The 22,945-nt window shown below is 62.9% G+C and carries 16 protein-coding genes; 4 read left to right on the top strand and 12 right to left on the bottom strand.

The window, feature by feature from the left end:
* Nucleotides 1–45: 45 nt before the first annotated feature.
* The 11 genes from BM045_RS09205 to BM045_RS09155 all read right to left on the bottom strand — a co-directional run bounded on the left by BM045_RS09205 (nt 46) and on the right by BM045_RS09155 (nt 16,202).
* Complete coding sequence (locus BM045_RS09205) at nt 46–924, bottom strand: transglutaminase family protein (protein WP_092183181.1); 879 nt, start codon at nt 922–924, stop codon at nt 46–48.
* A 5-nt stretch (nt 925–929) separates the two neighbouring features.
* Nucleotides 930–3,338, bottom strand: a complete 2,409-nt coding sequence (locus BM045_RS09200) for a circularly permuted type 2 ATP-grasp protein (RefSeq protein ID WP_092182436.1) — start codon at nt 3,336–3,338, stop codon at nt 930–932.
* Between the two features lie 3 nt (nt 3,339–3,341).
* Complete coding sequence (locus BM045_RS09195) at nt 3,342–6,692, bottom strand: transglutaminase family protein (protein ID WP_092182434.1); 3,351 nt, start codon at nt 6,690–6,692, stop codon at nt 3,342–3,344.
* Between the two features lie 84 nt (nt 6,693–6,776).
* Entirely contained in the window at nt 6,777–8,363 is a 1,587-nt protein-coding gene (locus tag BM045_RS09190; protein ID WP_092182432.1) for an FGGY-family carbohydrate kinase, read from the bottom strand.
* A gap of 57 nt (nt 8,364–8,420) precedes the next feature.
* A complete protein-coding gene (locus tag BM045_RS09185) occupies nt 8,421–9,896 on the bottom strand; it encodes a mannitol dehydrogenase family protein (RefSeq protein ID WP_092182430.1) in 1,476 nt (491 codons plus the stop codon).
* A gap of 12 nt (nt 9,897–9,908) precedes the next feature.
* A complete protein-coding gene (locus BM045_RS09180; RefSeq protein ID WP_092182428.1) occupies nt 9,909–10,913 on the bottom strand; it encodes an ABC transporter ATP-binding protein in 1,005 nt (334 codons plus the stop codon).
* 74 nt (nt 10,914–10,987) lie between these two features.
* Nucleotides 10,988–11,818 (bottom strand): carbohydrate ABC transporter permease, encoded by an 831-nt coding sequence (locus BM045_RS09175; RefSeq protein ID WP_092182426.1) that lies wholly within the window; start codon nt 11,816–11,818, stop codon nt 10,988–10,990.
* A gap of 9 nt (nt 11,819–11,827) precedes the next feature.
* Complete coding sequence (locus tag BM045_RS09170; RefSeq protein WP_092182424.1) at nt 11,828–12,700, bottom strand: carbohydrate ABC transporter permease; 873 nt, start codon at nt 12,698–12,700, stop codon at nt 11,828–11,830.
* Between the two features lie 234 nt (nt 12,701–12,934).
* The gene (locus tag BM045_RS09165) at nt 12,935–14,245 is read right to left on the bottom strand and encodes an ABC transporter substrate-binding protein (protein WP_092182421.1); all 1,311 of its coding nucleotides are present in this window, start codon (nt 14,243–14,245) and stop codon (nt 12,935–12,937) included.
* 160 nt (nt 14,246–14,405) lie between these two features.
* Nucleotides 14,406–15,362, bottom strand: coding sequence for a sugar-binding transcriptional regulator (locus BM045_RS09160; protein WP_092182419.1), 957 nt, complete (start codon nt 15,360–15,362; stop codon nt 14,406–14,408).
* Nucleotides 15,363–15,428: 66 nt separating this feature from the next.
* Nucleotides 15,429–16,202, bottom strand: coding sequence for a FadR/GntR family transcriptional regulator (locus BM045_RS09155; RefSeq protein ID WP_092182417.1), 774 nt, complete (start codon nt 16,200–16,202; stop codon nt 15,429–15,431).
* Nucleotides 16,203–16,590: 388 nt separating this feature from the next.
* Here BM045_RS09155 and chvE point away from each other — a divergent pair, with 388 nt between their 5' ends.
* From chvE to BM045_RS09135, 4 genes are all read left to right on the top strand, one after another.
* Nucleotides 16,591–17,667, top strand: coding sequence for a multiple monosaccharide ABC transporter substrate-binding protein (gene chvE / locus BM045_RS09150; protein WP_092182415.1), 1,077 nt, complete (start codon nt 16,591–16,593; stop codon nt 17,665–17,667).
* A gap of 115 nt (nt 17,668–17,782) precedes the next feature.
* A complete protein-coding gene (mmsA, locus tag BM045_RS09145; RefSeq protein WP_092182413.1) occupies nt 17,783–19,315 on the top strand; it encodes a multiple monosaccharide ABC transporter ATP-binding protein in 1,533 nt (510 codons plus the stop codon).
* Nucleotides 19,312–20,613 carry a multiple monosaccharide ABC transporter permease gene (gene mmsB, locus BM045_RS09140; protein ID WP_092182411.1) on the top strand — a complete coding sequence of 434 codons (1,302 nt, stop codon included), beginning with the start codon at nt 19,312–19,314 and terminating at the stop codon, nt 20,611–20,613. The genes mmsA and mmsB overlap by 4 nt, the downstream gene beginning before the upstream one ends.
* Nucleotides 20,614–20,825: 212 nt before the next feature.
* Nucleotides 20,826–21,224 (top strand): hypothetical protein, encoded by a 399-nt coding sequence (locus tag BM045_RS09135; protein ID WP_092182409.1) that lies wholly within the window; start codon nt 20,826–20,828, stop codon nt 21,222–21,224.
* Between the two features lie 586 nt (nt 21,225–21,810).
* On the opposite strand, the gene sseA is transcribed toward BM045_RS09135, so the two are convergent.
* Entirely contained in the window at nt 21,811–22,644 is an 834-nt protein-coding gene (gene sseA / locus BM045_RS09130; RefSeq protein WP_092182407.1) for a 3-mercaptopyruvate sulfurtransferase, read from the bottom strand.
* Between the last annotated feature and the right edge of the window lie 301 nt (nt 22,645–22,945).

Raw genomic sequence — 22,945 nt, 5'->3', positions numbered from 1 at the left:
GGCCATTATTGGTTCCCGCGGGCAGATTGAATCAGTTTGAGCGATCTATTCGACGCGGATGACGTCGACCGATTGCGTGGTCTCGTGCGAGCCATGCGTCTTGAGCACGCCGACGATGGGCGAGATATCGGCATAATCGCGGCCGTGGCCGATGGAGATGTGGTCGGCACCGGCGATCATCGCATTGGTCGGATCGAATTCGACCCAGCCGACGTGCTGGCCGCACCAGACGCGGACCCAGGCATGCATGGCGTCAGCGCCTTCGAGCCGCGGCTTGCCGGGCGGTGGCGTGGTGCGCAGGAAGCCCGAGACATAGCCGGCCGGAATGCCCACGCCGCGCAGGCCGGCAATCATCACATGGGCGAAGTCCTGGCAGACGCCCTTGCGCAAAGCGAAAGCTTCGGCCGGCTTGGTCTCGACGTCGGTGGCTTTGGGATCATAGGCAAAGTCGCGATGGATCGCCATGCAGAGCGTGGTGGCGGCGGCCATGACCGAGGGCGTGTCTGCCGTGACCTCTTCTACATATCGCGTGATGGCCGGCACCAGCGGTACGCGCGGCGAGGCGGCGAGGAAATGATGCGGGCTGTCGGGCTCGACCGACCAGTAACGCGAAATCTCCTGGCGCAGGGCATCGCGCGATGGCGACAGATCGGCGGGGGGATTGAGGTCTTCGACCTGGACGCGGGCGGTGAGCCTGATGTCGAGATGGTCATGCGGCGTCGCATAGGTCAGCTCGGTGACCGAATTGCCGAAGAAGTCGGTGAATGTGCTCTCCCGCTGCGGGCGGGGCTCAAAGGATAGCCCCGAGGCGACGACGCGCTGCACGCCGGGCACCGAGATCGGCGCGACGCGGATCAGGTGGCGGCCGCCATAGACGGTGGCGTCGTATTCATATTTCAGCGCCAGGCGGACGTCATAGAGCATGGTGGTCACACGAAATAGGCCGCGGCCACGAGGCCGGCCAGCAGGCCGATATCGGCGGCCAGCTTGTCGAGGCGGTCAGGCGTCATGTCGGCTGCGACGGCAATCCGAAGCTCGGTTTCGATCTGCAGCGCGGCCTTGGCGACTGGCGACATGATCCCGTCGTCGATACCGCCGGGCAACATTTCAATCTGGGTGCGTAATTCGGTGATCTGGAACTGCACCGAGCGCGGATTGAGCGGGTCGAGCACCAGGAGGTCGACGGCGCTTTGCGTGCCGGCGCTGACCGAATAGCGGCGGCGATGCGACATGACGCTGTCGCCAATCTCGAGGAACAGCTCCAGCGATCCATCAGGTGCATCGGCAGCGGTCAGGTGGCTCGCTACGCGGGCGATCTGGATGGCGCGTTCGAGGCGGCGGCCGAGTTCGAGGAAACGCCAGCCGGCGAAGCGATACATGTTTTCATGCACGAGGCCGGAAAAGCCGGCCAGCTTGCGCAGGATGACGGTCATGGCGCGGGTGGCGTCATCGCCCGGCTTGACCCGGCTGGCGAAACGCTGCGCGGTTTTCTGCAGGTCGTTGAGCGCCAGCCAGCCGTCCGGCGAGAAGCGGTCGCGGATCTGGCCGGCGCTGTGCACGGCGCTGTCGATCGAGGCGAGCAGGCCCTGCGGCATGGCCTCGTCCGCATCGACATCGATGCTGTCGAGGAACGCGGCGCAATGGGTGAGGATCGGCAAGTCGGATTTGCTGAGTTCGGCCAGACGCGCATTGTAAGCGCGCAGGATGCGGACCGTGGCTTCGCAGCGTTCGGCATAGCGGCCGAGCCAAATCAGATTGTCGGCAGCACGGCTGGGCAGGCTGCCGGGCGAATTGCGCACCAGCTTCTGGCCGTCCTGCGGCAGCAGCGAGATCTGTTCGACCGGCTTGGACGACATCACCCAGACGTCGGCCGCCTGGCCACCGCGCTGCATGGCAATGGCCGAGGTATCAAGGTTCGAACCAACGCGGGCGAAGCCGCCGGGCATGATGGTCCAGCCGTCCTTGGTCCGCGCCGCAAAGACACGGAGGGTTATCGGGCGTGGCTGCAGCTTGCCATCCACATAGACCGGGGCGGTCGAGAGCTGCACCTGTTCCTGGCCGACATAATCGGCGCCATTGGCGCGAATGCGAGCCAGCAGCGCTTCCTTCTGGTCGGCTGGAATCGACGAGCCGAGCGCGGTGCCGCGCAGGTCGTCAAAGGGGAGCGTGGTGGCGAAGGCGGGGCCAATCAGCAGGTTGTCGAAATTGTCGAGCACATGCTGTTGCTCACCGGGCTGGCCGCACCACCAGGTGGCGATTTCGGGCAGCAGCAGGTCCTTGCCGAGCAGCTTCTGCGCCAGGCGCGGCATGAAGGCAGCCAGCGCGCGGGTTTCGAGGAGCCCGGTGCCCAGCGCATTGATCATCGAGATCGAGCCATGGCGCAGGGCTTCCACCATGCCCGGGGTGCCGATGCGGCTGTCGTAGCGCAATTCGAGCGGATCGACGAAGCTGGCATCCATGCGCCGCCACAAGACGCTCACCGGCTTGGGACCGGCCACGGTTCGCACCATGACCTGACCGTCCTCGACGATCAGGTCCTCGCCCTCGAGCAGCATCAGGCCGAGATAGCGGGCAATATAGGCGTGTTCGAAATAGGTTTCGTTGAGCTGGCCCGGCGTCAGAATACCGACGCGGCCGCCATCGCGCTTGGCGTCATCGAAGAGCTTGTCGCGGAAATCGCGAAAGAAGCCGGCGAGGCGCTGCACGTTCATGTCGGCATAGATGTCGGATAGCGCGCGCGTCGTGGCGACGCGGTTTTCCAGCGCAAAACCGGCGCCGGACGGGGCCTGGGCGCGATCGCCCAGCACCCACCAGGCACCATCGGGGCCGCGGCCGAGTTCGAAGGCGCAGAAATGCAGGTAATGGCCGCTGACGGGTTTGACGCCGACCAGCGGGCGGAGGAATTCGCCGTTCTGCGCCACCAGTTCGGGCGGCAGCAGGCCCTGCTGCACCAGGCGATTATCGCCATAGACATCGGCGATGACGGTCTCGAGCAGTTCGGCGCGCTGGATCAGGCCGGCGCTGATATGGGCCCAGTCCGTCTCGTCGATCAGCAGCGGCACATGGGCCAGCGGCCAGTCGCGCTCGCGACCTTCGGCGCCATCATATTTGCGATAGAACACGCCGGCATCGCGCAGATATTGATCGGCGCGTTCGAAGCGGGCCGCCAGTTCCACCGGGCCGAGCTTGTCGAATTCGGCCATGAGCTGGGACCAGCCCGGACGGATATTGCCGTCCGGGTCGATCATCTCGTCGGGTATGCCGGGCTGCAGCCGGTAGTCAGCAATGATGCTGGGGCCGGCGGGTGGCTTTCCGCGCTTCTGATTCCGCATTTCCATGCGCTACCAAAATCGTGGCGGCCGTCGCAGGTCAAGCGTCAGCGGGAATTCGTCCGCAGGCTTTTCCTCGCGTAACATGTAACCGCCAGCGGTGTAGTTCTGCGGCACGAAGCGCGCCAGACGACGGGCTTCGGCCTCATTGCCATTGACCGGGAAGGTCTCGTAGTTGCGCCCGCCGGGGTGAGCGACGTGATAGACGCAGCCGCCGACCGGTCGCTGGGTCCAGCGATCGTAGATGTCAAACACCAAAGGCGTGTTGACCGGTAGCGTCGGATGCAGGCCCGAGGCCGGCTGCCAAGCTTTGTAGCGCACGCCCGCGACGGCGGTGCCGGCGGTATCGGTCTTGCGCAGCGGTACGGGGCGCTGGTTGCAGGTGACGGCATAGCGGTCGGGGTTGATGCCTTCCAGCTTGACCTGCAGGCGTTCGACGGACGAGTCCACGAAACGCACGGTGCCCCCGATGGCGCCCTGCTCGCCCATGACGTTCCAGGGCTCCAGCGCCTGGCGCAGTTCGAGTTTGACGCCCTCGTATTCGACCTCGCCGCAGAAGGGGAAGCGGAATTCGAGCTGGGCGGCGAACCAGGCCGGATCCAGCTTGAAGCCGTGGCGCTCGAGATCGGCCAAGACGTCGAGGAAATCCTGCCAGACATAATGCGGCAGCATGAAGCGATCATGCAAAGTGGTGCCCCAGCGGGCGAAGCTGCCATCGGCCGGGTCGGTCCAGTAGCGGGCGATCAGCGCGCGAATGAGCACCTGCTGGGCCAGCGACATGCGCGCATTGGGTGGCATTTCAAAGCCGCGGAATTCGACGAGGCCCAACCGGCCCGTCGGGCCATCGGGCGAGAACAGCTTGTCGATGCAAATTTCCGAGCGATGGGTGTTGCCGGTGACGTCGACGAGAAGGTTGCGGAACAGCCGATCGACCAGCCAGGGCAGCGGCACCGGCTCGCCCGAGGCGGGATGGGGCACCTGCGCCATGGCGATTTCGAGTTCGTAGAGACTGTCGTGACGCGCCTCGTCGAAGCGCGGCGCCTGGCTGGTCGGACCGATGAACAGGCCCGAGAACAGATAGCTCATCGCCGGATGGCGCTGCCAATGGAGGACCAGGGATTTCAGCAGGTCCGGCCGGCGCAGGAAGGGGCTATCATGCGGGGTGGCGCCGCCGACCACGACGTGATTACCGCCGCCGGTGCCGGTATGACGGCCGTCGATCATGAACTTGTCGGCGCCGAGGCGGCTCAACCGTGCCTCTTCGTAGATCGCCGAAGTTGTGGCGACGCAATCGTCCCAGCTCGAGGCCGGATGGATATTGACCTCGATGACGCCCGGATCAGGCGCCACGCGGATCACATTCAGGCGCGGATCATGCGGCGGCGAATAGCCTTCCAGATGCACCGGCTGGCCGATCTCCTTGGCCGCTGCTTCGGTGGCAGCGACGAGTTCGAGATAGTCTTCCAGCTTCTCCACAGGGGGGAGGAAGACGCAGAGCCGGTGGTCGCGGATTTCGGCGGTGACGGCGGTGCGGACCTGGCCCTCGATCTCGCTGATCACCTGTTCGGTGCGGTCCTGCTGTTCGCTGGCGGCGGTGAAATCCGTGGTGGCCTGGGCGCGCGGATCGGCTTCAAGGCCGGTCTTCTGGCGGGCGAGGACTTCCACCGGATCGGGCAGCGGACCACGCGGTGCGCCGGGGTCCTGCGCCACGACATGGGGATATTCGGTGGCCTTCAAATGCTTGAGCGAAGACAGCGGCAGGCGATAGCCGGCCGGGCTGTCGCCGGGCGCCAGGAACAGCTTGCCACGGCGGGTCTTCCAGGTCTCGGTCAGCCAGGGGCTCGACGCAGCCGCGTTCCAGCGCTGCACCGGCAGCACATAGCCGGTGGGATTGGTCAGGCCGCGTTCGAAGACCTTCGCGATACGCGAGCGGGCCTCAGGATCGGCCAGTTCGGAATTGGCAGGATCGACATTGGCCGGGAGGTTGGCCTCCTTGAGCAGCCATTCGCCAGGGTCTTCATAGGCCTCGGCGATGGTGTCGCCAGTCAGCCCCAGATTCCGTGAGAAGGCGGCAAGGAATTTGCGGGCATCCTCATGGGTGGCCGTAGTCTTCACACCCTCGCGGGCGATCAGCTTCTCGTCGCTCCACACCGGCTTGCCGTCGAGGCGCCAATAGAGCGAAAAGGTCCAGCGCGGCAGGCTCTCGCCGGGATACCATTTGCCCTGACCATAGTGCAGCATGCCATCGGGGGCGAAACGCTCGCGCAGGCGGCGGATCAGGTCATCGGCCAGGGTTCGCTTGGTCGGGCCAACGGCACCGGTGTTCCATTCGTCGGCTTCAAAATCGTCCACCGAGACGAAGGTCGGCTCGCCACCCATGGTGAGGCGGACGTCGTTTTCGACCAGTACCTTATCGACCTGCTTGCCGAGGGCGTTGAGTTCGTCCCAGCTGGCGTCAGAAAAGGGCTTGGTGATGCGCGGGTGTTCGGCGACGCGGGTGACGCGCATGTCGAAGGCGAAATCGACCTCGGCATAGGAGGCAAAGCCCGAGATCGGGGCGGCGTTGCGGAAATGCGGCGTGGCGGCCAGCGGCACGTGGCTTTCGCCGGTGAGCAGGCCCGATGTTGGATCAAGGCCGACCCAGCCGGCGCCGGGCAGATAAACTTCGCACCAGGCGTGCAGATCGGTGAAATCATGGTCGGTGCCGGCGGGGCCGTCGAGCGAGACCAGGTCCGGCTTGAGCTGGATCAGGTAGCCGGAGACAAAGCGCGCGGCAAAGCCGAGGTTGCGCAGCGTTTGCACCAAAAGCCAGCTCGAGTCACGGCAGGAGCCGCGCGCATTGCCGAGGGTTTCCTCGGGCGTCCAGACGCCGGTTTCCATGCGCACGATATAGGCGATGTGCTGCTGTATGGAAGCGTTGAGGCCGGTGACGAAATTGACCGTATTCATCGGCCGTTTGTCGATGCCGTCGAGGAATTGCTGCAGCAGCGGGCCAACCGGCTCGGGCTTCATATAGATGGAGAGGTCGTCGCGCAGTTCTTCGGGATATTGGAAGGGAAAGGTCTCGGCCACCTCTTCGACGAAGAAGTCGAAGGGATTATAGACCGTCATGTCGGCGACGAGGTCGACTTCGATCTTGAGCTCGGTGACCGGCTCGGGAAAGACGAAGCGCGTCAGGAAATTACCATAGGGGTCCTGCTGCACATTGACGAAGTGCAGCGACGGCGAGACCTTGAGCGAATAGCTCAGCACCTTGGTCTTGGACTGTGGCGCCGGTTGCAGCCGGATGATCTGGGGCTGGAGGACGACCGGTCGGTCATACTTGTAATGCGTCAGATGATAGACGGCGGCTTTGATCGACATGCGTTGTTGTCGCTCGCTTCAGGCCACGAATTTGACTTCCCGGGGAGGAGCTTAGCGGGTGTTGCGCCCAGCCGCTAGGGCGCATCAGGCCATTGCGTCGATAACCTGCCGCTGGCGCAGCATTTCGAGGAAGATGCGGTAGTCCTTGTCGAACTGGGCGCGGGCGCCGGGATCGTGCGCGCGTTCGCTGCCGCCCTGCTGCATGGCGACACAGGCGGCGTCGAGACTGGGATAGATTCCGGCGGCCGTGGCGGCGACCATGGCCATGCCGAGAAGCGTCGCGTCCTTGGCCGAGGATTCGACGACGGTGCAGCCGGTGGCGTCGGCATAAAGCTCCATTAGCACGGCATTCTTGGTGTGGCCGCCGGTGACATGCAGCGTGTCGATGGCATAGCCGCGGGTGTTGAGGGTTTCGAGGATGTGACGGACGCCCAGCGCGATCGAGACGGAGGTGCGCCAGTAGAGACGGCAGAGGCTGTCGAAATCGCTGTCCAGCGTCAGGCCCGAGATGACGCCCAGCGCAAAGGGGTCGCCGAGCGGCGAGCGATTGCCGTGGAAATCGGGCAGCACATGCAGGCGTTCGGCCAGCGACAGGCCCTCGCGCAGGCGCAGTTCCATGATGCGCTGGGCGATGGCCTGGTGCATTTCGGCGGTCGGTTCGCCGCCCGCGCCATGCCAGCGGATGATGTGATCGAGCAAAGCGCCGGTGGCCGACTGGCCCCCCTCGTTGAGCCAGACGCCGGGCAGCACGGCGCCGAAATAGGGTCCCCAGACGCCATTGGTCGGGCGATCTTCCGCCGAGAGCGCCATGACGCAGCTGGAGGTGCCGGCGATGAGGGCCAAGTGGCGGTCGATGGTCTGGACGTCATTGGCAAAGGCGCCGAGCACACCCAGCGCGCCGGCATGGGCGTCGATCAGGCCGGCGCCGACGCGGCATTTGATGGTAAGGCCAAGGTCGGCGGCGGCTTGCTCGGTCAATGGACCGAGATCGGCACCGACGGGGCTGGCTTCGCTGGGCAGCGCGGCTTTTTCCAGCAGGTCATCGAGACCGACCATGGCCAGAAAATCATGCCGCCACTTCTGTTCGTCATGGGCCAGGTAGGTCCATTTGCAGGTCAGCGTCGACTGGCTGCGGGCTTGGGACCCGGTGGCTTTCCAGGAGAGGAAATCGGCCAGGTCGAACAACATCCCGGCGCGGGCCCAGGAAGATTTCATATGGCGCTTCAGCCACATGAGTTTGGGTGCTTCCATTTCCGGCGACATGACGCCACCGGCATATTTGAGCACTTCATGGCCGGTTGAGGTGCATTCGTCGGCTTCAGCCAGGGCGCGGTGGTCGAGCCAGACAATGGTGTCCCAGCGATCGTCGCCATTGGTCGAGACGGTGACCGGCTTGCCTTGTTCATCGCGGACGACGAGGGAGCAGGTGGCGTCAAAGCTGAGGCCGAGGACATGGCTTGGATCGGCGCCGGCCTTGCTCATGGCCGCGCGCACGGCGGTGCAGACGGCGAGCCAGATCTGCTCGCTGTCATGCTCGGCATGATTGGCGTCGGTACGGTTCATGACAATCGGATGCTCGGCGCGCGCGAGCAAGCCACCCTGCGCCGTCAGCACACCGGCCCGGGCACTCCCCGTACCCACATCCACTGCCACCAGGAGGCTTTGCGTCAAGGATCGGCGCCCTCTCTCTCAATTGGGCGCGACGTTAGCGGATGGATCGAAGGCGGGCTAGAGCTTGTCTGCCAGATAGCGCTCCAGCGTCGCCTTGGTGCCGATTTCCCAGAGTGTTGTCAGGGCTTTGGAGAAAGCGGCGATGAATGTCGGATCATTGGCCAGCGCGCCGTAGATGTCGCTCATGGCGAGCCAGGCCTTGGGGTCGGCCTTGGCGAGCTTGCTCTGAGCGGTGAGGCGGGACCAGCTGGGATCGTTGGGCTCGATCACCGCGCCACTATCGGTTTCGCCATAGCAATAGCGGCACCAGAGGGCACTCACCAGGGCCAATCCGTTAACAGACTGTTGACGTTGAACGCGGTCGAGTGCGGATGGGATGATGAACTTGGGCTGGCGATTGGAGCCATCCAGCGCCAGGCGGCGGATGGTGTCGCCGATCTTGGGATTGGCAAAACGGCTCTGGCAGAGCGCGTAGTAGTCTTCGAGATTGGTGTCGGGCACCGGCGGCACGACGGGGATGATTTCATCCTGCTCGACCTTGGTGAGGAAGGCCGAGACCAGCTTGTTTTCCATCGCCTCGTGCACGAAGTGGATGTCCATCAGCCCGGCCGGATAGGCGATGGTGGCATGGCCGCCATTGAGGATGCGGATCTTCATATGCTCGTAGGGCGCGACGTCTTTGACGAATTGCACGCCGACCTTTTCCAGCGCCGGACGGCCGGCGGGGAAATTGTCTTCCAGCACCCATTGGCGGAAGTTTTCGCAGAACACCGGCCAGGCGTCGTCGATGCCGAAATTATCGGCGAGGAGGGCAATCTCGCGCGGCGAGGTGGCCGGGGTGATGCGATCGACCATGCCATTGGGGAAGGCGACATTGTCATGGACCCAGGTGGCCAGCGCCGGATCGACAAGCTGGGCCAGGCCGACCACTGCGTTTTCGGTGACATGGCCATTGCCGGGGATATTGTCACAGCTCATCACGGTGAAGGGCTGGATGCCGGCGTCGCGGCGGCGGATCAGGCCGGCAAGGATCAGGCCAAAGGTGGTTTTCGGCGCGGCGATGTTGGCGGCATCGTAAGCGATGTCGGGATGGGTCGGGTCGAACTTTTGCGACGCCGGGTCGATATAATAGCCGCCCTCGGTGATGGTCAGCGAGACGATGCGGATGGCCGGATCGGCCAAGCGCTCGATGACCGCTGCGCTTTCACCAGGCTTAAGATAATCGATCATGCCACCGGTAATGCGCGCGGCACTGCTGTCGGCTTCCTGTTCCACCACGGTGGTCAGCCAGTCCTGGGCTTTCAATTTTTGCCGCATGGCTTCGTCGGCCTCGCGCACGCCGGCGCCGACCAGCGCCCAGTCGTGGTCGCTGCCGGTGGCAAACAGGTCGTCGAGATAGACGGCCTGGTGCGCGCGGTGGAAATTGCCGACACCGAAATGCACGATGCCGGCTTTGAGAGTGCTCCGGTCATAGGCCGGGGTCGCAGCGGTGGTAATCGAGCCGAGAGCCTGGGCCGAGAGCTTGGTGGTCATTCCGGATAGTCCTTAGATTGCCTTGCCGGCAGCGTCGAAGCGGTAGATGCGCGTCTGGTCGGGCGTCAGATAGACGTCATCGCCATGGCTGAAGGTCTGGTCCCCGTCGGTGCGGATTGTCATCAGGCCTAGTCCATCGACATGGACGTGGAGGAAGGTGTCGGAGCCGAGCTGTTCGGCGACGCCGACCTTGCCCTTCCAGGTGCCGGCTTCGGCGGTCTTGGACAGCTTGAAGTGCTCGGGCCGGACACCGATGGAATGGGCATTGTGTTTGGCAGCTTCCGGGCCATCGACGAAGTTCATCTTGGGCGAGCCGATGAAGCCGGCAACAAAGCGGTTGGCGGGCTTCTTGTAGAGATCGAGCGGGGAGCCGAACTGCTCCACATTGCCGGCATTGAGCACGACGATACGGTCGGCCATGGTCATGGCTTCGACCTGGTCGTGGGTGACGTAGATCATCGTCGTCTTGAGCTGCTGGTGCAGCTCGGTGATTTCGAGCCGCATGTTGACGCGCAGTGCGGCGTCGAGGTTCGACAAGGGTTCGTCGAAGAGGAATGCCTTGGGTTCGCGCACGATGGCGCGGCCGATGGCAACGCGCTGGCGCTGGCCACCGGAGAGGGCGCGCGGGCGGCGGTCGAGATAGGAGGAGAGGTTCAGCGTGCGCGCGGCATACTCGACCTTCTTGTCGATCTCTTCCTTGCTGGCCTTGGCCATCTTTAGCGGGAAGGCGATGTTGTCGCGCACCGTCATATGCGGATAGAGCGCATAGGACTGGAACACCATGGCGAGGCCCCGCCGGGCCGGCGGCGCCTTGGTCATGTCCTCGCCATCGAGCAGGATGGTCCCGGCCGTGGTGTCTTCCAAGCCCGCGATCAGGCGCAGCAAAGTGGACTTGCCGCAGCCCGAGGGGCCGACGAAGACGACGAATTCGCCATCCTTGATGTCGAGGCTGATGTCCGGAATGATCTGGACTTCGCCGAAGGACTTCTTGACGTTCTTGAGGGAAATGGAGCCCATTTTTACGTTTCCTTTTGTTCGCCTAGCCTTGTCCAAAAACCGGTGACCACTTTTTGGGGCTAGGCGAAAAGTCCTTACTTAACAGCGCCGAAGGTGAGGCCGCGGACGAGTTGTTTTTGGCTGAACCAGCCCATGAGCAGGATCGGCGCGATGGCCAGCAGGGATGCCGCCGAGAGCTTGGCGAGGAACAGACCCTGCGGACTGGAGAAGCTGGAGATGAAGGCGGTCAGCGTTCCGGCGCGGCCCGAGGTCAGCGTGATGGTCCAGAAGGCTTCGTTCCAGGCCAGGATGACATTGAGCAGCAGGGTCGAGGCAATGCCGGGTACGGCCATGGGGACGAGGACGTGGACGATCTCGTTCCACAATTCGGCGCCGTCCATGCGTGCGGCTTCAAGGATGTCGACCGGGATTTCCTTGAAGTAGGTATAGAGCATCCAGATGATGATCGGCAGGTTGATCAGCGTCATGATGATGGTCAGGCCCTGCAAGGTGTCCAGCAGGCGCAGGTCGCGGAAGATCAGGTAGATCGGGATCAAGACGCCCACCGCCGGCATCATCTTGGTGGAGAGCATCCACATCAGGACATCCTTGGTGCGCTTGGTCGGCGCAAAGGCCATGGCCCAGGCGGCTGGAATGCCGATGATCAGGCCCAGCAGGGTCGAGCCAACCGAGACGACGATCGAATTGAAGGCGTGCTTGAAATAGTCTGAGCGATCCTGCACGGCGCCGAAATTTTCCAGCGTGAAGGTCTGCGGGAAAAAGGTCGGGGACGAGGCAATCGCCTCGGCCTCGGTCTTGAAGGCCGTCAGCAGCACCCAGAGGATGGGCGAGAACAGCAGGAGCGCGATGGCCCAGGCGGCGATGGTGAAGCCGATGCGGGTCTGAACGGAGACGTTGCGTGCCATGATGGTTCCTCAAGCGTCCAGGTTCTTGCCGACGGCGCGCATCAGGAAGAAGGCGACCACGTTGGCGATGACGACGGCAACCACGCCACCGGCAGAGCCGGCGCCGATGTCGTTACTGAGAATGCCGGTGCGGAACACCAGGAAGGCGATATTGGTCGAGGCATAGCCGGGGCCGCCACCGGTGGTGACGCGGATTTCAGCGAAAATGCCGAGCAGGAAGATGGTCTGGATCAGGATCACGATGGTGATCGAGCGGGCCATATGCGGCAGGATAATATAGTAGAAGCGGTTGATGGCATTGGCGCCGTCCATCTCGGCCGCCTCGCGCTGCTCTTCGGAGAGCGACTGCAAGGCGGTGAGCAGGATCAGCGTCGCAAAGGGCAGCCATTGCCAGGCGACGATGACGATGACCGAGAACAGCGGATACTGGTTGAACCAGTCGACCGGTTGCAGGCCGAAGAATTTCCACAAATGCCCGAGCATGCCGTAGCCGGGATGCATGAAGCCATTCTTCCAGATCAGCGCTGCGACCGGCGGCATGACGAAGAAGGGCGAGATCACGATGATACGCAGGATGCCCTGGCCCCAGATCGGCTGGTCGAGCAGCAGCGCGAGGAATGTGCCGCCGATGACGGTGATGGCGAGCACGCCGCCGACGAGGATCAGCGTGTTGACCAACGACTGGGTGAAGCTGGGGTCGCCGATGACATAGAGGTAATTCGCCCAGCCGGCAAAGCCGGTCATCATCGGGTTGATCAGCGAATAGTTCTGGAAGGAGAACCACAGGGTCATGACCAGTGGCACGATCATCCAGATCAGAAGCACGATGACGGCCGGAGCCATCATGATGCGCGAGAGCGTACGGGTCTGTGCGGTGGCCATCTGATGATCCGTTGGTGAAACCGAGCTTGGGGTCGTCGTCCCCTCTCCCCTCAGGGGAGAGGTGGTCGGAGCTCAGCCCATGTCCTGCGTTTTAGAAATCCGCCCGGTCGCCAAGGGGACTCGTTGACCGGGCGGGCAGTCTTCGGGAGGAACCGCCATTCGGGCATAGCCCTCATGGCCTTCTCGCCTCAGTTCGCTCCACTGGAGCGAACTGCCCTACGGGACGGCTCGAAGCTACTTGATGTAACCAGCGCGGGTCATGTCGCGGGTGGTTGCTTCCTGGGCCTGTGCCAGGGCGTCGTCAGCCGACATCTGGCCGGCAAGCGCGGCAGAGAAGAGCTGGCCGACATTGGTGCCGATACCAGCAAATTCCGGGATGGCGACGAACTGCACGCCAACATAGGGAACCGGCTTGACCGAGGGTGCCGACGGATCGGCCGAGTTGATCGAGTCGAGCGTCATCTTGGCGAAGGGCGCAGCAGCCTGGTACTCGGCATTCTCATAGAGCGAGGTGCGGGTGCCGGGGGGAACGTTGGCCCAGCCTTCGGCTGCAGCAACGGTTGCCAGATAGTCCTTGTTGGTTGCCCAGTTGATGAACTTCTCGGCAGCTTCGGCATTCTGCGACGAGGCCGGGATGGCCAGCGACCAGGCCCAGAGCCAGTTGCCGCGCTTGCCCAGACCATTGTCGGGAGCCAGAGCGAAACCGACCTGATCGGCAACGGTCGAGTCAGCGGCATTGGTCACGAAGGATGCGGCGACGGTGGCGTCGATCCACATGCCGCACTTGCCCTGCTGGAACAGCGTCAGGTTTTCGTTGAAGCCGTTGGACGAGGCACCGGCCGGGCCGGCATCTGCCATCAGCGACAGATAGGTGTCGAGGGTGTTCTTCCATTCCGGCTGGTCGAACTGGGGCTTCCAGTTTTCGTCGAACCAGCTGGCGCCGAAGGAGTTGGACATGGCGGTCAGGAAAGCCATGTTCTCGCCCCAGCCGGCCTTGCCGCGCAGGCAGATGCCGTTGATGTCATTGGCGCGGTCGGTCATGGCGCGGGCGGCTTCACCGATGAATTCCCAGGTCGGGGCTTCCGGCATGGTGAGGCCGGCCTTTTCCATCAGGTCCTTGCGGTACATGATGAAGGAGCTCTCGCCGTAGAAGGGCGCGGCATAGAGCTTGCCGTCGAGCGAGAGGCCCGAGCGGATGGCGGGCAGGATGTCGTCGACATCATAGGCGGCGTCGGCCGAAAGACCGTCCAGAGGAGCCAGCCAGCCCTGCTTGGCCCAGATCGGGGCTTCGTAAGTGCCGATGGTCATCACGTCATACTGGCCGCCATTGGTGGCGATGTCGGTGGTGACGTTCTGGCGCAGCGTATTTTCTTCGAGCACGACCCAGTTGAGTTCGATGCCGGTTTCCTCGGTGAAGGCCGAGGAGAGGCCCTGCATGCGGACCATGTCGCCATTGTTGACGGTTGCGATGGTGAGCGTCTGCGCCGAGGCAGAAGCTGCCAGCGCAAGGGTGAACGCGCCCACGAGAATGGGTGTCAGTTTCATCGGTATTCCTCCCTGAACCGAAACGAGCAATTGTTCCGGCAATGGGCAAATACTCACACCTTATGCGGCAGAGTCAAGCGTGCCATGCGCAGATCGGGTGGCGCGCTGTGGGTATTGATTGCGATGTAGAAGGATTTATGTCAGCGAAAACAAAGGCTTGCTAGAGTTCGAGCAGGCCTTCGGCGGTGCGTTCGTCTGTTATCAAACCGTTCACCAAGTGCCGGTTGAGCGTGGCGCGAATGCCGGGCAATTTGCGCTTGCCCATGGCGACAGCGACGACCAGAGCGTCCTCAAGCGAGGGCAGGGGGGCCGAGGCGACGCGGTCATTGATGATGCCATCGACCAGCCGGCCTTCGGCATCAAAGCTCCAGCCGCAGATTTCGCCGACGGCGCCGGCCTTTTGCAGGGCTTTGAGCTCGGCATCGGTGATGAAGCCGTCGAGGTAGAGCGGTGCATCGGCGCCGATATGGCCGACGCCGACAAAGGTGATGTCGGCCTTGGCGGCCAGGGTCAGGGTTTCGCGAATCATCGGCTGGGCATGCAGCAGCTCGCGCTCCTTGGCCGAGGAGGCTATGACCGGGAGCGGCATGGGAAAGCTGCGCGCCTTCACCGTATCCGCCATGTTGAAGATCACGTTGTAATAGGCGGCGGAGCCGTCGGGCGCGATATTGCCGGTGAGCGAAACCACCTTGTGGTGCGGTGCTTCCATCGGCATCAGCTGTTCGACGGCGGCTTTGAGCGTACGGCCGGTACCGATGGCCATGACCACCGGGTCGGGGCGCTTCAGCCAGCGTTCGATTTCGGCGGCGGTGGCCTGGGCCACGCCGGCAATGGTCGAATCACTGGCAGGGTCGGAGGGGACGATTTCGACGAGGTCGAGCGCGAAGCGGCTCTTGAGCCGGCTGGCCAGATCCATGCAGCGACCGATCGGATGATCGAGCCGCACCTTGATCAGGCCCTCGCTGACCGAGAGCGAGACGAGGCGCTGGGCCGATTGGCGCGAAATGCCAAGCTTGCTGGCGATTTCTTCCTGGGTATTGCCGGCGACATAGTAGAGCCAGCCGGCGCGGGCGGCGTCGTCGAGGCGATTTCCGGAAGTGTCGATGCGCTGCGCCATAGCCCGCCCTGTCGTTTGGCGCGGATTATTCGGCCATGCGGCGCCGGGCTGCAAGACGTTTGTGTGTCAGTTCGGCTGGTCCGGGCGCAGGGCGAGCTGGCTGAGGGCGGCGCGGATGTCGCGCTCGGTGTCCTTGAGATGGGTGCGCATGGCGTCGGCAGCGGCGCGGCTATTGCCGGCCTTGATGCAGTCGAGCACTTTCTGATGCGCCTCGATCGTGTCGTGCAAAGTGTGGCCGCGCTGCTCATGGCCGCGACGGCTGATGAAAAAGCCCTCGCGCAGGGGCACCGCCATGGCCTCGAACAAGAAGCCCAGCACGCGATTGCCGCTGGCCAGCGCGACTGCCTCGTGGAAGCCCACGTCATGGGTGTGGAATCTCAGTTCCTGGTCGTGGCTCATCTCGGCGCCGCGTTCACCCACAGTGTCGCGCATGCCCTGCAATTCGCTTTCGATGGCGGCAATGCCGGCGCGGGTGGCGCGCTTGGCGGCAAGGGTGGCGGACTGCACTTCGAGCGAGAGGCGCACCTCCACAAGATCGAACAGGCCCTTGGGATCATATCGGATGACTGAGGTCAGGAAGTCGGCGAAGGCTGCGCCATCCGGCTCGCGCACCACGGCCTTGCGACCACGGGCGATGGCGAGCAGACCGCGCCCCTCCAGAAGCTTGACCGCTTCGCGGATGGTGAGCCTGCTCACATCATAGCGCGCGGCCAGTTCCGCCTCGCTCGGCAGGCTGATGCCCGGGCTCATCTCGGTCAGAATAATCCGCGCCAAAGCCTCGGCCACGGCCATGGCTGCCGTGGGCTGATCGGGGCGCAGGTCCCCCTCGGTAATCGTCACGTCTCCTCCAAGGTATCTGATACCTTTAGCGTGCCAGTGTCGCTTTGCGATCGTTGCCGGGCACGTACCTCAATGGGTACTTGTATGTTAGCCAGAGATTGCATTGACCGCAATCGCCCGCAAACAGGCGGTATCGTTAATATTCGATCATCGAAAAAAATCAAGCAGGCTCGGGAATCGGCTTTACAGGCTTATCTGATTATCCTAGTTTCCGGCCCGTGGGCTTGGGAGGGCCCGGGCGGCAGCAGCCGTCAAGAAGGAGGACTTCATGCAAGACAGACTGGCCGTACGCTTTCGGGCGATCGCTGGAACGCGCATGTTCACCCCGGCTTCTCCCCTGACGACCATCCAAAGCTTCTGAACTCGAAATACTAAAGGGAGTCGAGACGTGAAGATTATCAAGACGCTTGCCACCGTGCTGGCCGTCGGCGCAATGGCGCTGACCGCTTCCACCGCTGTCTTCGCACAGGACAAGGGCGCCATCGGCATTGCCATGCCGACCCAGTCCTCGCTGCGCTGGATTTCGGACGGCAATGAACTCAAGGCCGCTCTCGAAGCCAAGGGCTACACCGTCGACCTGCAGTTCGCAGAAGACGACGTGCCGAACCAGCTCGCACAGATCGAAAACATGGTCACCAAGGGCGCCAAGGCACTGGTGATCGGCTCGATCGACGGCACCACGCTGTCTGCCGTGCTGCAGCAGGCTGCTGACGCCGGCATCAAGGTTGTCGCCTATGACCGCCTGATCCGCGACACTGCCAATGTTGACCTCTACACCACCTTCGACAACTTCCAGGTCGGCGTGCTGCAGGCCAACTCGCTGGTAAAGGGCCTCGAAGCCAACTTTGCTGACCAGAAGCCATGGAATGTCGAGCTGTTCGGCGGTTCGCCGGACGACAACAACGCCTTCTTCTTCTATGACGGCGCAATGTCGGTCCTGCAGCCCATGATCGATGCCGGCGACGTCGTGATCAAGTCCGGCCAGGTTGGCATGGACACCGTTGGTACCCTGCGTTGGGACGGTGCAGTCGCACAGGCACGCATGGACAACATCCTGTCCGCCAACTACTCGGACGGTTCGCGCGTTCACGCCGTTCTCTCGCCATATGACGGCCTGAGCCGCGGTATCATCTCGTCGCTGCGCGGCGTTGGCTATGGTTCGGCTGACCTGGCATGGCCAGTGATCTCGGGCCAGGATGCCGAAGCACCGTCCGTCAAGGCAATCATTGCCGGCGAACAGTATTCGACCATCTACAAGGACACCCGCGAACTGGCCAAGACCACTGCCGACCTCGTCGACACGCTGGTTTCGGGCGGCACGCCGGAAGGCCTCGACACCACTACCTATGACAATGGCGTCAAGGTTGTGCCGTCGATCCTGCTGACCCCGTATGAAGTCGATGCATCCAACTATAAGGAACTCGTGATCGACTCGGGTTACCTGACGGAAGCGGACATCCAGTAATAACTGGAAATTCAACAGATCGGGGCTCCGCGGCAACGCGGGGCCCTTTCCCGTCACTGGGCTGGGCGCTAAGACATCCGATGGCGACGCCCGGGTGAGCCGCGAGAAAGCAAGCATGAGCAATACCATTCTGGAGATGCGCAGCATCACCAAGACTTTCCCCGGCGTGAAAGCGCTGTCGGACGTCAACCTCGACGTGCGGGAGGCCGAAATCCACGCCATCGTGGGTGAAAACGGCGCCGGCAAGTCGACCCTGATGAAGGTGCTGAGCGGGGTCTATCCCGACGGCAGCTATGACGGCGAAATCGTCTACAAGGGCGAAGTCCAGCACTTCAAGTCGATCCGCGACAGCGAGCACAAGGGCATCGTCATCATCCACCAGGAGCTGGCTCTGGTGCCGCTGCTGTCGATTGCCGAGAATATCTTCCTCGGCAACGAGCAGGCCCGCAATGGCGTGATCGACTGGGACGAGACCCGTGACGGGGCGCGGAAGCTGCTCGGCATGGTGGGGCTCACCGAAGACCCCGATACGCTGGTAACCAATATCGGCGTCGGCAAGCAGCAGCTGGTGGAAATCGCCAAGGCGCTGAGCAAGGAAGTCAAACTCCTGATCCTCGACGAGCCGACCGCGTCGCTGTCGGAAAAGGACAGTGCGGCCCTGCTCGACCTGCTGATGGAATTCCGCCGCCAGGGCATTACCTCGATCTTGATCAGCCACAAGCTGAACGAGATTTCCAAGGTCGCCGACCGCATCACGGTGATCCGCGACGGGCGCTCGATCGAGACGCTGAACAAGGAAGAGATTTCCGAAGACCGCATCATCACGCTGATGGTGGGTCGTTCTCTTGACGACCGTTACCCGCCGCGCGAGCCCAACATTGGCGACGTGGTGTTCGAGGTCAAGGACTGGTCGGTCTATCACCCGCTGCACCGCGAGCGCCAGGTGATCAAGAATATCTCGATCAATATCCGCAAGGGCGAAGTGGTCGGCATTGCCGGGCTGATGGGCTCGGGCCGCACCGAATTCGCCATGAGCGTGTTCGGCAAGTCCTATGGCCAGAAAATCTCCGGCGAAGTCTTCCTCAACGGCAAAAAGATCGACACCGCCACCGTCGAAAAGGCCGTCGCCAATGGCCTCGCCTATGCCACGGAAGATCGCAAGACCTATGGTCTCAACCTGATCGACCATATCAAGCACAATACCACGCTGGCCAATCTGGGCGGCATTTCGCGGGCTGGCGTCATCGACGACATGACCGAAATGGACGTCGCCAATGATTACCGCAAGAAGACCAATATCCGCTCGTCGAGCGTTTATCAGATCACCGGCAATCTCTCGGGCGGCAACCAGCAGAAGGTCGTGCTCTCCAAGTGGCTGTTCAGCAATCCGGACGTGCTGATCCTCGACGAGCCGACGCGCGGTATCGACGTCGGCGCCAAGTACGAAATCTACACCATCATCAATCAACTCGCGGCGCAGGGTAAGGCCGTGCTCGTCATCTCCTCCGAGATGCCCGAGCTGCTCGGCATTACCGACCGCGTCTATGTAATGAACGAAGGCCGCATCGTTGGCGAAATGCCGACCAGCGACGCCAGCCAGGAAAAGATCATGCGCGCAATCGTCCGCGCTGAAGGGAAGGCATCATGACCACCGAAACCGCCCCGTTGGGCACCAAGGTACAGAACCAGGAACTCACCGTGCTCGGTGCGCTCAAGGCCAATATGCGGGATTATGGCCTGCTGCTGGCGCTGATCCTGATCATGCTGTTCTTCCAGTATTTCACCGCCGGTGTGCTGTTCAAGCCGGTCAACCTGACCAATATCATCCTGCAGAACAGCTATATCATCGTGATGGCGCTGGGCATGCTGCTGGTCATCGTGGCCGGCCATATCGACCTGTCGGTCGGCTCGGTCTCGGGCTTTGTCGGCGCTCTCGCTGCCATGCTGATGGTCGGCTGGCGCTTCCCGCCGGAATTCGCCTTCCTCGCCAACCCGATCGTGGCCGGTGCCATCTGTCTGGTGGTTGGTGCAGCGATCGGCGCTGCGCAGGGCTATCTGATCGCCTATCACCGCATCCCCTCGTTCATCGTGACGCTGGCCGGCATGCTGATCTTCAAGGGCCTGTCGCTGGCCCTTTTGGCCGGCAAGTCGGTTGGTCCGTTCCCGGCTGAATTCCAGCTGCTGTCGGCCGGTTTCATCCCCGACGTGATCGGGCCGACCGTGCTGTCGCCCGCCGTTGTTGCCGTACCCGCCAGCGATGGCGTTGCCGCTGTCGCCGCTGTGCCCGCCGTCGCGCTGCACACCACGACCATGGTCCTGGCCATCGTCGCCGTCGTCGCCATGGTGTTCTTCGCCATTCGTGGCCGCGCCCGTCGTCAGGCCCGTGGCTATGAGAACGAGCCCTTCGTGCTGTTCGTGGCCAAGAACCTGGTCATCGCGGCGCTGGTGCTGTTCTTTGCCTATATGCTGGCCACCTATAAGGGCCTGCCCAACGTCCTCGTGGTGATGGGCATCCTGATCGCCGCCTTCGTCTTCATCACCAAGCGCATGACCTTCGGCCGTCGCATCTACGCACTGGGCGGCAATCTCAAGGCTGCGGCGCTCTCGGGCATCAAGACCGAGCGGATGACCTTCTATGTCTTCGCCATCATGGGTGCACTGGCGGCACTCGCCGGCATGATCTATGCGGCCCGCCTCAATTCGGCGACCCCGAAGGCCGGCCAGGGCCTCGAGCTCGACGTGATCGCGGCCGTGTTCATCGGCGGCGCCTCGGCGCTGGGCGGCGTCGGCGCCGTGGCCGGTGCGGTGATCGGCGCCTTCATCCTGGGCGTGATGAACAACGGCATGTCGATCATGGGCATCAACATCGACCTGCAGCAGATGATCAAGGGCGTGGTGCTGCTCGCAGCCGTGTTCTTCGATCTCTACAACAAGAACCGTTCCTGAGTTTTCAGGGCGTTGAAATGACGAGGCCGCCGGGGAAACCCGGCGGCCTTTTTGTTTGGGGGCGATACGGGGTGGGACGCCGCCTGTCCGCAACGGCTCCTCCAATGACATGGATAATCTACCGGGAGTCAGGCTGTTCCATGGGGAACACGACAGCTCGATTGCACCGACTATATTGCTTGCACCTGTTGCACTTTTGACGGAGCAAAGCCGTGCTGTTTCCAGATCTGTATTGCCGGCATATCGCGGTTCTGCTGGCGATTTCGCAAAATTTCGTCGTCTTCAAGGTTTACGAGGATGGCTACATTTCAGACGGCGTCGTAGACGCGCCAATTGCCGGGATTTACGGCGACCCGATCGCCGCGTGCATCGCAGATGACGAGAGCTGGTGCGCCATTGGCGGCGCAACACTATGGCTACGGCTTGCCCAACCTGGTCAACGCCTTGTCGATGGGGCACGGGACATTCACCTACCATCGATCCGCTGGGTCCAGGCCCTTTGGAAGATTGATGCGCGACGCATGGGGTTTGTAACGGGTTCCAGCGGCGACGAGCCTTTTAGGCTTGGGCATATCGATGTCGATACGCTGGAAGTTTCTGATTATCGTTAGACCCGGTAACGCCGGCTCCGAGGAAGACGTCTGAGAGCCACAATAGACTGTTGAGTGATGCCAGGCGGCGGAATTTGAGTGGTCTACCGCTCCAAACTCGATCGTCACCCTCGGGCTTGACCCGAGGGCGCTACACTTGCCGAGCCTTGCTGAAGTACAGAGCCGTCGGTCGGGCCCGAGGGTGACGGCTGGTGGGTGGGGCGACCTGCCGTGTTCTTTGACCGCCAAAACAAGAACCGTTCTTGAGGTTTTGGGCGTTGGATGGCGAGACCGCCGGGGTGGTCAAGCGGGCCTTCTATTTGTAACATGTCAGTAGGCGAAGGCTGACAGGCCCATTGGGTTTGTGGATAGGAAAAGCAGACGCCATGCGATCACAAACCTGAACACCGAAAGCGGAATAATAGCTTTTGACCGATGGTCATCGAGAGCAGCGGCCCGCAATTGCCGCGTGCAATGAGAACAGTGAAACAGCTGGTCGAACTGAGTAGCGCCCGCGGCTGACACTACCGGTGAGAGCTTTTAGACACTTCTTGCCAAAGTCTGAGTTACCTCAATCGGGTCGAACTCGCTGACCTCAGCGCCCCCCTCACGTCTCCACATCCGCGTCCTTTCGCCCACCCCATTCCGTCCACGACCCATCATAAACCGCCACCTGTTCCGCCCCGGCGAGATGCAGCGCCAGCGCCAGTGTGGACGCCGTAATCCCCGAGCCGCACGAGGTGATGATCGGCTTTGTCAGGTCGAGGCCGCGGTCGGTGAAGAGTTGCTGGAGGTCCGCCACCGGCTTGATCTGGCCGGCTTCGGTAAGGAGGCTCACCGGGACGTTGAGGCTATTGGGGATGTGGCCGGAGCGGAGGCCGGCGCGGGGTTCGGGGACTTCGGCGTGGAAGCGCGGCGCGGGGCGGGCGTCGGCGATCTGGGCACGACCATCGCGGCTGCGGTCGCGCACGGTTTCGAAATCGGCGACGCGGGTGGGGTCGAAATCGGTCTCGAACGTCTGGCGCGGGCGGGTGACCAGGCTGGTCTCGGTGGGGCGCTTTTCGGCGCGCCATTTCGGGCCGCCACCGGAAAGGATGCGAACATCCCTGGCGCCCATGGCCTTGAAGGTCCACCAGACGCGGGGGGCGGAGAACAGACCCAATTCGTCATAGACGACAATGGTCATGCTGTCGGATATGCCGAGGGCGCCGACCATGCGGGCGAAGTCGCTGGGGGCGGGCAGCATATGGGGCAGATCGGAGGTGTTGTCGGCGACGCCGTCGATGTCGAAAAACACCGCGCCGGGGATATGGCCGTCGAGATAATCGGCCTGGGCGTTGCGGGCGGCATTGGGCATGTGCCAGCTGCCGTCGAGCACGACGACATTGGGATCGCTCAGATGGGTGGCGAGCCATTCGGTGCTGACGAAAATCTTATCCACGCGTGCGCTCCTCGATTGGGTCGCCACAATGAGCGCCAGAAACGTGGCGGTCTAGGGGCCTCGGCGGGGTGCGAACGCTTTGTTTTGGCCGTCCACAGGCAGCGTTCAAAAAAATCTATCCACGTCTCTGTGGGACGGCTGCATACTGCTGCCATACCCGCCACACACGCGGCCCCGACGCAGGGCCGGGCGGGGCGACCGTGGGATGGGGGCGCTTCTCCAGTGGGGTTGGAAACTCGGCAGCCGGACCTGCAAGAATGGTACCGCCTGAACCGGACCCTGTGCAAAAGCGGATCGTGAC

Source organism: Devosia sp. YR412 (genome assembly GCF_900110945.1).
GTDB lineage: Bacteria > Pseudomonadota > Alphaproteobacteria > Rhizobiales > Devosiaceae > Devosia.
This window is presented reverse-complemented; position numbering and strand designations above follow the sequence as displayed.